Origin of the sequence: Paenibacillus sp. P22 (genome assembly GCF_000469945.2) — a bacterium.
Lineage (GTDB): Bacteria > Bacillota > Bacilli > Paenibacillales > Paenibacillaceae > Paenibacillus_O > Paenibacillus_O humicus.
This window is the reverse complement of record NZ_CBRA020000050.1, coordinates 25392-38039: the sequence shown is the minus strand read 5'-3', so window position 1 is coordinate 38039 and position 12648 is coordinate 25392. Positions and strand designations below refer to the sequence as shown.

Annotated in this window: 13 protein-coding genes and 1 pseudogene; all 14 read right to left on the bottom strand. The window is 58.8% G+C overall.

Annotated elements, in window-relative coordinates; all coding sequences use genetic code 11:
- Positions 1 to 30: 30 nt before the first annotated feature.
- A complete protein-coding gene (locus tag BN871_RS09105) occupies positions 31 to 588 on the bottom strand; it encodes a histidine phosphatase family protein (protein ID WP_048745501.1) in 558 nt (185 codons plus the stop codon).
- Positions 589 to 738: 150 nt separating this feature from the next.
- Positions 739 to 2181: an ATP-binding protein gene (locus BN871_RS09100; RefSeq protein WP_048745499.1), complete on the bottom strand. Its 1443-nt coding sequence runs from the start codon at positions 2179 to 2181 to the stop codon at positions 739 to 741.
- A 2-nt stretch (positions 2182 to 2183) separates the two neighbouring features.
- The gene (locus tag BN871_RS09095) at positions 2184 to 2900 is read right to left on the bottom strand and encodes a response regulator transcription factor (RefSeq protein ID WP_021878388.1); all 717 of its coding nucleotides are present in this window, start codon (positions 2898 to 2900) and stop codon (positions 2184 to 2186) included.
- A gap of 36 nt (positions 2901 to 2936) precedes the next feature.
- Entirely contained in the window at positions 2937 to 4196 is a 1260-nt protein-coding gene (ccsB, locus tag BN871_RS09090; RefSeq protein WP_048745498.1) for a c-type cytochrome biogenesis protein CcsB, read from the bottom strand.
- Complete coding sequence (locus tag BN871_RS09085) at positions 4193 to 5851, bottom strand: cytochrome c biogenesis protein ResB (protein ID WP_021878385.1); 1659 nt, start codon at positions 5849 to 5851, stop codon at positions 4193 to 4195. Before BN871_RS09085 ends, ccsB begins: the two co-directional genes overlap by 4 nt.
- A 54-nt stretch (positions 5852 to 5905) precedes the next feature.
- Positions 5906 to 6436 carry a redoxin domain-containing protein gene (locus BN871_RS09080; RefSeq protein WP_048745497.1) on the bottom strand — a complete coding sequence of 177 codons (531 nt, stop codon included), beginning with the start codon at positions 6434 to 6436 and terminating at the stop codon, positions 5906 to 5908.
- A gap of 76 nt (positions 6437 to 6512) precedes the next feature.
- Positions 6513 to 7260, bottom strand: a pseudogene (locus tag BN871_RS09075) (pseudouridine synthase).
- 139 nt (positions 7261 to 7399) lie between these two features.
- Positions 7400 to 7933: a spore maturation protein gene (locus BN871_RS09070; protein ID WP_021878382.1), complete on the bottom strand. Its 534-nt coding sequence runs from the start codon at positions 7931 to 7933 to the stop codon at positions 7400 to 7402.
- 23 nt (positions 7934 to 7956) lie between these two features.
- The gene (locus BN871_RS09065) at positions 7957 to 8643 is read right to left on the bottom strand and encodes a nucleoside recognition domain-containing protein (protein WP_021878381.1); all 687 of its coding nucleotides are present in this window, start codon (positions 8641 to 8643) and stop codon (positions 7957 to 7959) included.
- Positions 8644 to 8664: 21 nt separating this feature from the next.
- On the bottom strand, positions 8665 to 9804 hold the full coding sequence (locus BN871_RS09060) for a D-alanyl-D-alanine carboxypeptidase family protein (protein ID WP_083436342.1): 1140 nt from the start codon (positions 9802 to 9804) through the stop codon (positions 8665 to 8667).
- A 190-nt stretch (positions 9805 to 9994) separates the two neighbouring features.
- Positions 9995 to 10456: a GerW family sporulation protein gene (gene ytfJ, locus BN871_RS09055; protein WP_048745494.1), complete on the bottom strand. Its 462-nt coding sequence runs from the start codon at positions 10454 to 10456 to the stop codon at positions 9995 to 9997.
- Positions 10429 to 11115, bottom strand: coding sequence for a DUF2953 domain-containing protein (locus tag BN871_RS09050; RefSeq protein WP_048745492.1), 687 nt, complete (start codon positions 11113 to 11115; stop codon positions 10429 to 10431). Before BN871_RS09050 ends, ytfJ begins: the two co-directional genes overlap by 28 nt.
- A gap of 115 nt (positions 11116 to 11230) precedes the next feature.
- Positions 11231 to 11845, bottom strand: a complete 615-nt coding sequence (gene scpB / locus BN871_RS09045) for an SMC-Scp complex subunit ScpB (protein WP_048745490.1) — start codon at positions 11843 to 11845, stop codon at positions 11231 to 11233.
- Complete coding sequence (locus tag BN871_RS09040; RefSeq protein ID WP_048745488.1) at positions 11814 to 12596, bottom strand: ScpA family protein; 783 nt, start codon at positions 12594 to 12596, stop codon at positions 11814 to 11816. The genes scpB and BN871_RS09040 overlap by 32 nt, the downstream gene beginning before the upstream one ends.
- Positions 12597 to 12648: the final 52 nt, after the last annotated feature.

Sequence of the window (12648 nt, the reverse complement as noted above, 5' to 3'; positions counted from 1 at the left end):
GAGAGAAACAAACGTTTGTCCTTCCGCGGCCTATCGGCTCCAGATGCGCTTGGCTCCCTTATATCTTCCTTCCTTTCCGAAGGAAAGCTTATAGATATCCGGCATCTCCAGCCCTCTCCAGAACTCGTAGCCGAAGCTTCCGCCCAGGGCGTTCATCATCATCGCCATGATATTGCCATGCGTTCCGACGGCTATGCGGCTTGAACGGGAGCTTGCCAGCACTCCCCTCAGCGCCTCCATCCCGCGGATCGTCGCCATGCGGTTGGATTCCCCTCCGGGCAAGGCATGCTCGGGCTCATCCCATAACCGCCTCACGGAATCCTCGAAATCGCCGACAGGCCCGTCAGAGAGCAGCCGCTCCCTGAAGCCCTCCTGCAGCCGGATGGGCTGCCCGATCCGCTCTGCCAGCTTTTCCACGGTCTGGACAGACCTCAAATAAGGACTGGACCAGATTTCCCCGATTTCTTCTTGCTCCAAAAGATCCGCTACACGCCAGGCATCCGCCTTCCCCGCATCCGACAAAGGCCGGCTGCGCTCGTCGGGAGTATATACAGAATGGGCATGGCGGATCAAATAAACGGTTTTCATTCCAGCTTCCCTCTCCCTCCGTCTGCCATCGGATCCTATTCCGAACTTTCGGCATTCCGGCAGGCGTCTCCTCCTATTCGCCTTAAATGTTTCACAAGCAACAAGATTAGAGCCCCGAATTCAACAAAAAACACCCTCGTTGGGAGGGTGTTAAGACATAACGCGATGGCCTTCGACAGGCAGCAGCAGCGTAAAGGATGTTCCGACGCCTTCGGTGCTCTCTGCGCGGATCGTGCCGCCATGGGCGTCCACGATGTTGCGCACGATCGCAAGCCCCAGCCCTGTGCCGCCTCCCGCGCCGCGCTTGCGGGCTTTGTCGGCCTTATAAAAGCGCTCGAAAATATATGGGAGGTCATCCGCCGGAATCCCCTGGCCTTCGTCGGCAACCTTGAGCACGGCAGCTGTGCCGCCGGCATCATGACTTCTTCCGAGCGTAAGACGGATGGCGGATCCGTCGGAGCTGTGCCGCACGGCGTTGTCGAGCAGATTGGTAAGCACCTGCTCCAGCCTGTCCTCGTCGGCCTCCGCCAAGATGACAGCCTCTTCCGGAGAACGGTATTCAATCCTGATGTCCCGGTCCATGCTGTATACCTGGAACTTGTGCACGACACGGCTCACCAGCCCGTCCAAATCCACGCGATTGAAGTTGAGCTCCACATGGCCGGCTTCCATTCGCGCCAGATCAAGCAGATCCTTGACGAGCCTGCCCATTCGCAGAGACTCGTCGTGGATGACTTGAACGAGCTCGCGCCGCTCCTCCGGCGAGCCGGCGATATCGTCGAGCAGCGCTTCGCTGTATCCTTGCAGCATCGACAGCGGCGTCCGGATTTCGTGGGACACATTGGCGACGAAATCCCGCCTCAGCTTCTCCAGGCGATGCTCTTCCGTCACATCCCGCATGACGGCGACGACTCCGCGCACGGTGTCCTCCGACTTGAGAGGGGCCATGACGACCGACCAGACCCCGCTCTGGACCTGCAGCTTCTGGCTGAGATCCCTGCCTTCGATCGAAACCGTGCGGAACAGGTCCCGCAGCGGACGAGGCGCCGACTCCAGGGGAAGCCCTTCCGGATCCTCGTCCTGGTTCCAGTCCACCCTTCTCCAGCGTTCCAGCAGCAGCTCTCCAGGCGGATTCGCCAGCACGACGTTGCCCCCTGCATCCAGCGTGATGACCGCATCCGCCATGCTGCGCAGCACGCTCGAAAGATGCTCCTTCTCATGGTTGAGATCCGTAATGAGCTCATGCAGCTCGGATGCCATCCGGTTGAAGGTTCCTGCCAGCTCGCCGATTTCATCGGAGGAGCGGATCGGCACTCTTGTCCGATACTCGCCCTGTGAAATCAGGTCAGCCGCATCCTTGAGCTGAAGGAGCGGCTGAGTGATTTTGCTGGATAGGAAGAAAGCGAAAAAAGTAGACAGCAGGAACCCGATGATCCCGATATAAACGAACAGCACCTTGACCCGGAATGAATCCTCGAAGGCGATGTCGATGTATTGGAGCAGGAACATGCCCAGGATGATCAGAACGACCGCTACGAGCAGCATGATCGTAATCCAAAGCTTGCCGACGACGCTTCTCCACAGCCATCTCATCTTTATTTCGGAACCTCGAGCTTGTAGCCGACTCCCCAGACGGTCGTTATCATCGAGGCCGCTTCCGGAGACACCTTGTTGAGCTTCTCGCGGAGACGCTTGACATGGGTGTCGACCGTCCGCAGGTCGCCGAAGAACTCATAGTTCCATACATCCTTCAGCAGCTCTTCCCTGGAAAATACTTTATCCGGGCTGACGGCCAGATAATGGAGCAGCTCGTACTCTTTCGGCGTCAGGCTGATCTCCTGCCCGCCGGCGGTTACCCGGTGAGCGTCATGCTCGATGACGAGATGCGGGAATACGATGTTGCTGCTGGCGGACGTTTCCCGCGACAGGAACGCCGTCGCCGAGGAACGGCGCAGGATCGCCTTGACGCGGTAGATGATTTCGCGCGGGCTGAACGGCTTGACGACATAATCGTCCGCCCCGACCTCGAAGCCTTGTACGCGGTTCATTTCCTCGCCTTTGGCCGTCAGCATGATGACCGGCGTCGCCTTGATCTGGCGCAGCCGGCTGCATACCTCGATGCCGTCGATGCCGGGAAGCATGACATCCAGCAGGATGAGATCGAAATCCTGGCTGGAAGCCATGCGCAGAGCCGTCTCCCCGTCATCGGCCTCCTCGATTTGATACCCTTCCTTCTCAAGGTACATCTTGAGCAGGCGGCGAATCCGTTCCTCGTCGTCGACGACGAGGATGCGATGCAAATATTCGTTCACTCCGTATCAGCTCCTTTTGATCCCATAACGAATTGATTAGGCGCCTGCGTAGGAGTGAAGCCCGGCGATGACCAGGTTGACGCCTACGAGCGTAAACATGATGATGAGAAAGCCGATGACGGTCAGCCACGACGAGCGCTTGCCGTGCCAGCCGCGCGACAGCCGCAGATGGAGGTAGGCGCTGTAGTAGAGCCAGGTGATGAGCGCCCATACTTCCTTCGGATCCCAGCCCCAGAAGCGCGACCAGGCGATGCTCGCCCAGATCATGGCGAAGATAAGCGCTCCGAGCGTGAAGATCGGGAAGCCGATCGCGATCGCCCGGTAGCTGATCTCGTCCAGATCGTCGGGATCGATATCCGTCGTGTACGGATGGATGGCTGCCGACAGCGTCCGTCTCAGAACAAGACGCAGGATGCCGTACAGGATCAAGCCTGAAAGGAAGGACCAGATGACGGTGTTCAGCTTGCGGCCGGCATTGATGCCGTTCATCCAGGATGGAGCTTCCAGTACAGGCTGCTTGATGCCGAGGAAGCTGTCCATATGGACGAGCGTGCTGTTGAACGGCTTGACGATCGGAGGCATGGAGTATTTTACGGTCTCCACTTTGGAGCTCTCCTCGCCAGCCTGGCTGACCTGAACGTTCTCTTGGGTGAACTGGGCTTCATATCCCGCCGCCCGGAAAGCGAATACGGTGACGATGAATCCGACGGCGACGACGATCATGAACATCGTCACTTCGATCCAGAGGCGCTCCTTGCGCGAATCTTCGGATTTGCCGGCAAAGTCGATCGTGCGGAGCAGATGAAGCAGCCCTGCGGCGAAGCCGACGGCCAGGAAGGCCTCGCCGAGCGCCGCCGTCGTCACGTGGATCTTGAGCCAGTAGGAGTTGAGCGCCGGGATCAGCGGCTGCACCTCCTGCGGGAACACGGATGCGTAAGCGACGATGATCACGACAAGCGGCAGGGCGAACATGCCGAGAATCGGCTTGCGGTAGATGAGATAAATAATGGTAAAGGCCACCATGATAGCCATGCCCAGGAAGGTCATGAACTCATACATGTTGCTGATCGGAATATGGCCCCCGCCGACCCAGCGGGTGATGAAGAACAGGAGATGGGCGGCAAGTCCGAGCACGGATACGACAAAAGCGATATTCCCCCATCGCTTTTCATGCCGATCCGGGTTGCCGTGGCTCCATCTGCGGCCGACGATGGCCGTTACGAAAAATAAAAATCCGAAGCAGTAAAGAAAGAAAGCAGCGACGAAAGCAGAGCTGCTGAAATCAAGCCAATTCACGTCCGGTTCCCTCCGTTGTCGAGGCTCTTGGGATCAACCTGGATTCCTGCTGCTTTGAGCGCAGCGGCCAGGTCGGCCCTCATGCCGTACCAGTTTTTGTTCGTATGCGCGCCGATCGTGACGGCATTGCCGTCCAGACGAAGCCAGATGCGGCGATGCTGCCAGTAGGCGCCCATGATCAAGCCGATCATCGAGATGGCCAGGCCGGTCCAGATGTAAGGCATCGCCTTGTCGACCCTGACGTTGAGGAACGTCGTGAACTCGACGAATTTGACGTCCGTCATGCTGCCGACCTTGATTTCGAACCGGTCGGCGATGCCTTTGTTGAGCTTGTCCTGGCTGAACGCGGCTTTGTCCTTCTGCATCGGGAAGTAGATATAAGGCTCCCCTTCCTCCGACAGCCCGGGTCCTTTGATGAGGAAGATGAACGCCGGCGCCTTCGGATCCCTCGACTTGGTGATCGGCTTGCCGTCCTCGCCGATGGCGAACTCCATGAAGTTCTGCCTCAGCTCCAGCTTGTAGGGCCCGAGCTCGTAGCTGGTCTGCGGATTTTTCATCGCCAGCTTGAACGGACCGTACTGCTTGCCGGTCTGCTTGTCGATCAGCATGGGGCTGACCTCGCGCAGGACAGGAGTGCTGTCATAGTCGAACTGGTACAGCTTGAGCCCCTTGTATTCCAAAGGGCTGTTCACCTCGATGTCATGGGAAGCCACCTGCTCCAGCTTCGGTTCCGGCGACGACGGACCGCAGTCCGCCAGGCAGCGGTAAAGGACCGCATCGGTCCGGTACAGCTTGGCGCGGTTCGTTCCCCGCAGCTCGGCAGGCAGCTCCTCGTCCTTGTAGTACTGGACCGTGAACTTTTCGTTCTTGACGAAAAAGTCCGTATTCTCGATCCTCACCGTATCTCCTTCCGGCACCGTCACATACTCGTCCAGCTGCCAGCTCGGAATCGCTCTTGCAAGCACCGCCAGAAGAAAAACGATGAGGCCGATATGATTGATGTACGGTCCCCAGCGGCTGAAGCGGCTCTTCTCCGCCAGCAGGGCGTCTTCGGTCCTCGTCACCTTGTAGTGACGCTTCTTGGCCTGCTTCGCGAATAAGGCGATGAATTCCTCTCCGTTGTCGGTTGCCCCCGTATAGACGGCCTTCTGCCGCTGCAGGAACGATTCGTGCTTGCGGATCTGCTGCTTGTTGAGCGCCCGGTATAAAGGCAGTACCCGGTCGAGGCTGCAGATGACGAGCGAGGTGCCGATCATGACGAGCAGCAGGATGAACCACCAGGATTCGTATGTATGCGACAGTCCCAGCTTGTAATAGATGCTGCCTAGCGTTCCGTATGTATCCTTGTAATAGGAAGCCATGTCCATGTTCGAGAGGAATATATCCTCCTGCGGATAGATCGTGCCCAGCGATGCCCCGATCAGCGTGATGATGATCAGATAAACGGCGATCTTGACGGAAGAGAAGAAATTCCAGACCTGGTCGATGATCGATGGATCGGCTTTCTGGGAACGGCGTGCCGCTCCGTCGTAGCGCATCTCCAGCAGGTCGGTGCCGCCGGCTTCCTTCTCGTCGAGCGGCTTGCCGCAAGCCTCGCACAACACAGTGCCGGTCGGGTTTTGATGGCCGCATTCGCATTTGGTGTTTTGGAACACCGATGTATCCCCCTGTCATGAAGCTGTGTGCTGCGAAGCTGCGGCGAATGGACCTCAGTCCTTGAGCAGCCGCTGCACGCGCTCGTCGATGTCCGCTTCCTTCATTCCTCCGGCGTACACTTCCCCGATCTTGCCGTCCGGACGGATGAAGAACGTGGTCGGATACTGCCTGAGCTTGTACCGCCGCTCCGTGTCCTTGTCCACATCTCGCAGGATCGGATAGGTTAGCCCCATGCCGGCGACGAAATTCTGCACGGTCAGATTGTCCTCGCTCAGGTTGACGGCCAGAATTTCCAGGCCTTCTCCCTTCCACTTCTCGTACTGACGCTCGAACTCCGGCATTTCCTTGACGCATGGAGGACAGAAGCTCCCCCAGAAATTGAGCACGACGGGCTTGCCCTTGTACTCCTCCAGGGAGACCGTCCTGCCGTCAAGAGTGGACAGCGTGAAGGCCGGCGGCGTGTCGCCAGGCGACGGCAAGCCTTCCTTCGACGCAAACAGCGTCTTGCCGATGGCGTAACCGCCCAGGAGCAAGACGCCGAGAAGGATTATGATTTGAACGGGTCTGCGGGCAGAGCCCCTCATGATGTTCACCATCCTAATGAAAGCGTTTCTTATCATTCATTATAGCGCGGAAAAGTTTCCAGCAGCAGGCTGCCTCTTACTTTTTATGAACTTTATGTGACTTGCTGTTCGCCGCGTCGATAAGCTCCTTGATTTCGGAGACCGTCAGATGACGGAATTTGCCCCTTTGCATGTTCTCCAGCCCAAGATGGCCGAACTTGACCCGCTTCAGGCGCGTTACGGGATGTCCCACCGCCTCGAACATGCGGCGCACCTGCCGGTTGCGTCCCTCGTAGATCGTAATCTGGACGGTGGACTGCTTGCTGTCCATGTCGACGTCATGATACTCGACCTCCGCAGGAGCGGTCATCCCATCCTCCAGCTTGATGCCGTTCTGCAGCTTCTCCAGCGCGGTTCCGTGCGGCACGCCCTTCACGGTCGCCAAATACGTTTTCGGCACGTGGTGGCTCGGATGCGTCAGCAGGTTGGCGAACTCGCCGTCGTTCGTAAGCAGCAGCAGTCCTTCCGTATCATAGTCCAGCCGGCCTACGGGGTATACCCTCTCCTTGATGCCGGGCAGGAAGTCGCTGACGATCTTGCGTCCTTTCGGGTCCGAAGCGCTCGTAATGACGCCTTTCGGTTTGTTGAGCATCAAATAAACTTTTTTTTTCGGATGCGATCGGCTTGCCCTTGACGGCAATGATGTCGTTGGCCGGATCGGCTTTCGTGCCGAGCTCCTTGACGACGATCCCGTTGACCTCGACCGCCCCGCTCGTAATGAGCTCCTCGCATTTGCGGCGCGATGCCACGCCGGCAGCGGCCAGGATTTTCTGTAAACGTTCCACTTCCTTCACCTCACCCCTCATCATACCGATTGCAGGACAAAAGCACAAGCCGGGCGGAGCCATGCTGCCCCATGCGCAAAATAGCCTGCCCTCAGGAGGGGCAGGCTTGATCTAGGGTACGCTGGGCAAACGTCGCGGCTCAGTTGAATATGTACAGGCAGATGAACACCGCCGCGAGAAAACCGACCAGATCGGAAACCAAGCCGACTTTCAGGGCATAACGGGTTTTGCGGATCCCGACCGCTCCGAAATAAACCGTCAAGACGTACAGCGTCGTATCCGTGCTTCCTTGAATCGTGGAGGCGATTCTTCCGATCATGCTGTCCGGTCCATAGGTCTGGATCAGGTCGGCCGTGAAGGCGAGCGAGCCGGCGCCGGTAAGCGGACGCAGGAAGGCCAGCGGAAGAACCTCTCCCGGGATGCCGGCCTTTCCGAGCAGAGGCTGGATGAAGCCTACGATGACATCCATCGCTCCCGAAGCACGGAACATGCTGATCGCGACCAGCATGCCGACAAGATGGGGGATGATGCCGATCGCCGTGCCGAAGCCCTCCTTGGCCCCCTCCGTGAACGTCTCGTAGACGGGAACTTTGCGGTAGGCGCCGTAGAGCGGGATGAAGGCGATGATCGCGGGGATCATCCAGGCGGATAGAATATTGATCATCTGCAGCATGGCATGTCTCCCCTTCCCGTTGTTTACGCCGGAGGCCGGGCAGCGCCGGGCGGCGCCGTGCCGGAGGAGCGGCTCCTGCCGCTGGAACGAAGCCCGTTGTCATGCGGATAGGCAGGGGGTATGAGCTTCGCCGGCGGCTGCTTGCGCCTATACCAGCGGTCCAGGGCGATGGCGGCCGCAGTCGCGACAGCGGTAGCGGCCAGCGTCGTCCCGACGATCTCCGCCGGATTCGCCGAGCCGTAGTTCATCCGGATTGCAATCAGAGTCGTAGGCACGAGCGTGATGCTGGATGTATTGAGCGCAAGCAAGGTGCACATCGCCGGGCTGGCCGTGTCCGGCCTCGGATTGAGCTTCTGCAGCTCCTGCATCGCCTTGATTCCCATCGGAGTGGCGGCATTGCCGAGTCCGAGGATGTTGGCGCTCATGTTGCTCATGATATAGCCGAGGGCCGGATGCCCGCTCGGCACATCCGGGAACAGCAGGCGGACGAGAGGGCTGAGCAGCTTGGCCAGCCGTTTCAGCAGCCCAGCGTCCTCGGCAATTCTCATGAGTCCCATCCAGAAGACGAGAATGCTGATCAGCCCGAAACAGATCGTCACTCCGTTTTTGGCTCCGTCGAATGCCGCCTGCGTGACTTGGTCCATCCTGCCTGTGAATGCCGCCGCCGCGATGCTGACCACGATGAAAAACAGCCAGATCCAGTTGACCAACCGGCATCAGCTCCTTCCGCTCTACTTGCCGAACAATACCTCTTCCGTCTTCTTGAGCGCTGCCGCGAATCTCTCGGAGCGGCTCGGGAACATGCCGCCCGGCCGGAACGAACCGGCAGGCCTGTCTGGCATTCCGAGCCTCGGGCTGCCCGCATCATAGACGGGAGACCCGCCGATCGGCTTGCCTTCCAGCGACCATTCCAGCCTGCCTCGTTCTCCGAGAGCATAACGCGTCGGCTGCTTCGCGGAGTCCAGCAGAACAAGCTTCGCGCTCAGTCCGGCTTCCTCGCCCTCGGCAAGCGGGTAGCTGAAGCTTCTCCCGGAAGCCAGGGGATAGCCCTGGACAGCCTCGCCTTTCTTGGCGATCTGGCGCAATGGGTAATGCTGGAATCCCCAATCGAGCATGTTCTGATGATCCTTCCAATCGTCCCGGTCGTTGAGGGTGACAGCCGCAAGCTGCTGGCCGCCCCGGGTCGCCGAGCTGACCAGGCAGCGCAGAGCTGCTTTCGTATAGCCGGTTTTGACTCCGTCCGCGCCTTCATAGAAGGCCAGCATCTTGTTTTTGTTCGCCCAGCTGTAGTCCCACGGATCGTTGGGGTTCGGAGCTTTGCGGATTCTGGTCTTGACGATGTCCGCGAACACCGGATTGTGCAGGGCATAGGCGGAAAGCTTGGCAAGATCGTTCGCCGTGGAGAGATGGCCCTTCTGGTCCAGTCCATGCGGGTTTTCGAAATTCGAATGCTCCAGCCCGATCCACTCCGCCTTCTCGTTCATCATGCGGACGAAGCCTTCCTCCGAACCTCCGACATGCTCCGCAATCGCTGTGGCGGCATCGTTGCCGGAGCGGAGCATCAGGCCGTACAGCATATTGTGCAGGCTCATTTTCTCGCCCAGGCGCAAATAGATCGAAGATCCTTCCTTGCCGACGGCACGCGGACCTACCGTAACCGTATCCTTGATATTGCCTTCTTCGATGGCGGTGATCGCGGTCATGATCTTGGTCAGGCTGGCGATAAGCATCGGGTCGTCGCCCGACTCGCTGTACAGAATTCTGCCGGACTGCACGTCGATCAGCGCGCTGGCCTTGGCGCTGGTGGACAATGGAGCGGGCTCGGCCGCTGCCGCTCCCGTCTGGACTGCAAGGACAAGAGCGCAGGACATCAGCACCGCGGCCCACGTTTTGAATGCCGATATTTCCTTCAATTCGTACATCCTCCTTGAAAGGATCAGCCAAGGGCCGACTCCCTGTTGATAGATTATGTGTCTTGTCCCTCAATTATGAACAAGCTCTCTTCCAAGAAAAAAAAACTGCCCGTCTCGCGGGCAGCGGTAAGGCCTATTGGCCCGGAAATCAAATGAGATGATCGGTGTCGATAAGAGTGCTTTCCACACGCTCTGTCCCGTTGTTGCTGCGGAACATGCCGGTAATCTTCTCGAATGCCTGCGGCACCGAATCGATGACTCTTTCGACCAGATGCGTCTGGTTGTCTAGCGGCACGACGCGGACGCCATGGCTGCCTACGACCAGAAACGCTATCGGCGTGATGGATACCCCGCCGCCGCTGCCGCCGCCGAATGGCAGCGATATGTTCGCCGAGCTTCCCTCCGTGTGGGAATGGGCGCTGTTGTCTGCTCCGTCATAACGGATATCGCTTCCTCCCGCGACAAAACCGAAGCCGACCTTGCTGATCGGCATGATGACGCTGCCGTCCGGCGTCTGCACGGGATCGCCGACGATCGTGTTGACGTCCACCATTTCCTTGATGTTCTCCATGGCGGTCTGCATTAAGCCTTGAATAGGATGTTCTGCCATAGTCTGACGCCTCCTCCCGTTTTCTTCATCCGGACAAGCAGCTGCAGTCCGGCAAGGATAGCATAACCAAAGCGGATTTGGGCTATGCACAAGAAACTCGTTGTGAACCCTGCGCCGCGGTATTCGGGCTGGACCGTGACGGAGGGCTTGGTTTTGAGCCGGGTCAGCTGCGAGAGCGCGCCGAGAAGGGTCGACTTGATGGACCATATCATCCCCGTAGCCATTGCGGTCCATACCGCATCGCCGGTTCCGATGGCGGAATTCCATTCCCATTTCCGCACTTCCACCCTCGAAAGCGTATGGCGGGCAAGTCCGGTCAGATCGTCTGTCTGCCTCAGGATCCGTTTGGCCCGCTCAATCCACTTGTTCACGCTCTCCATCGTAACCTTGCTGTCTCTGCGTGTCTCCGTGTCCAGGACGCCCTCGTCCAGGTTGGTTTGGTTGCGGACATCGACACCGCCGCCGGTCAGGCGGATGAACGGAACGGACCACTTGTAATGGAGAAGCCCGAACAAGGTCCGGAATTCAACGGCGATATTGTCATCTTTGCCTGTTCGTTCGAACTCCGCCCGGATCCGCAGCGGAGCCAGCCAAACAGAGGTGACGGCGATTGCAAGCAGAACGAGCGCCGCAAGCCAGCCATAGGGGTAGCCAAGCATGTTCGCACCACCTTTGAGGGCAGCCTTGGCTGTTCTTCAGCGGCCGCGCCTATGGCTAGCATGCCCAGAAATGACAAAAAAGACCGGCGGATGCCGATCTTTTTTGTCATTTCCGTCATGCAGTGCCTTCGGACTCCGTATCGTCGATCGTCATCTGGCGCTGCTCAAGCCGATCGAACAGAAGCTGGGTCTGCTCGTCCAGATCCGTATCGGGGCTGACGGAGGAAGGCTCGGGCAGAGACTCCAGGGAAGACAGCTCGAAGTGGTCGAGGAAGGAACGGGTCGTCCCGTACAGGATCGGCCTGCCCATCTGCTCGGCTCTGCCCTTCTCTTCGATCAGGTCCTTGGCGGCCAGAGTCTGAATCGCCTTCTCGCTCTTGACCCCTCTGATCTCCTCGATCTCCACCCTCGTAATCGGCTGGCGGTAGGCTACGATTGCCAGCGTTTCAAGCGCCGCCTGGGACAAGCTCGACCGCGTCGGACTGTAAGCCATCCGCTCGAAGTAGGCCGCATGGCCGGGGTGGGTCGTAAACCGGAATGCCCCGGCCACTTCGGCGATGCGGATTCCCCTCCCCTCCTTCTCCATATCCGCCTGGAGAGAGCGGGCGATGTCCGCCGCGGCCTTGGCGTCGATCTCCATGATATCCGCCAGCTGCCGGGCGTTAAGTCCCTCGTCTCCTGCCATGAACAGGAGTCCCTCAATAATCGATTTCAGTTGCTGATACATCACTTTCAGACGTTTCCCCTCTCCAATGGATGACAATATCGTCGAACAGGCTGTTCTGGAAGACGCGGACCTGCTTCATCTTCATCAGCTCCAGAATGGCCAGAAACGTCACGACGATCTCATGGCGCTCCAGACCGCCGCCGATCAGCCGGGAGAAGCGGACGGTCTCATGCTCGCGCAGCAGCTCCGAGATGTCCCGGATGCGGTCCTTCACGCTGATCTCGTCCCTGTGCACCGTAGCGACGGCGCTGCGGCGTACGGCCTTGCGCAGAGCTTTGCGGAAGGCGGCCATGAGGTCGGTTAGGTCAAGCCCTTCCAGAGGATGGGTGTCGTCTTCCTTCAAATAAGGAGTCAGGTCCTCCGGCTCCTTGCTGTACACGAGGCTTCTGGCCATCTCGCGGTCGCGAAGCTGCTCGGCAAGCTGCTTGAACCTGCGGTATTCCACCAGCTTGAGCACGAGCTCATCCCGCGGGTCAAGGCCTTCGTCCTCATCCCAGTACTCTTCGTATTCCTCCATGACCGGCGGCCTTGGCAGCAGCTGGCCGCTCTTCATCGCGAGCAGGGTGGCGGCCATGACGAGAAACTCGCTCGTCACATCCAGCTCCATCTCCTGCATCGCATGAAGATAGTCCATATACTGGTCCGTAATTCGGCTTACCGGTATGTCGTAGATTTCGATTTCTTCCTTGTCGAGCAAGTGAAGCAGCAGATCCAGCGGCCCTTCAAATGACTCCAGTTTGTAGTGCACGGACATGCCGCTTCACCCTCCGTCTAGTCGTCCCGCTCGTCAGCATGTGTACCGGACG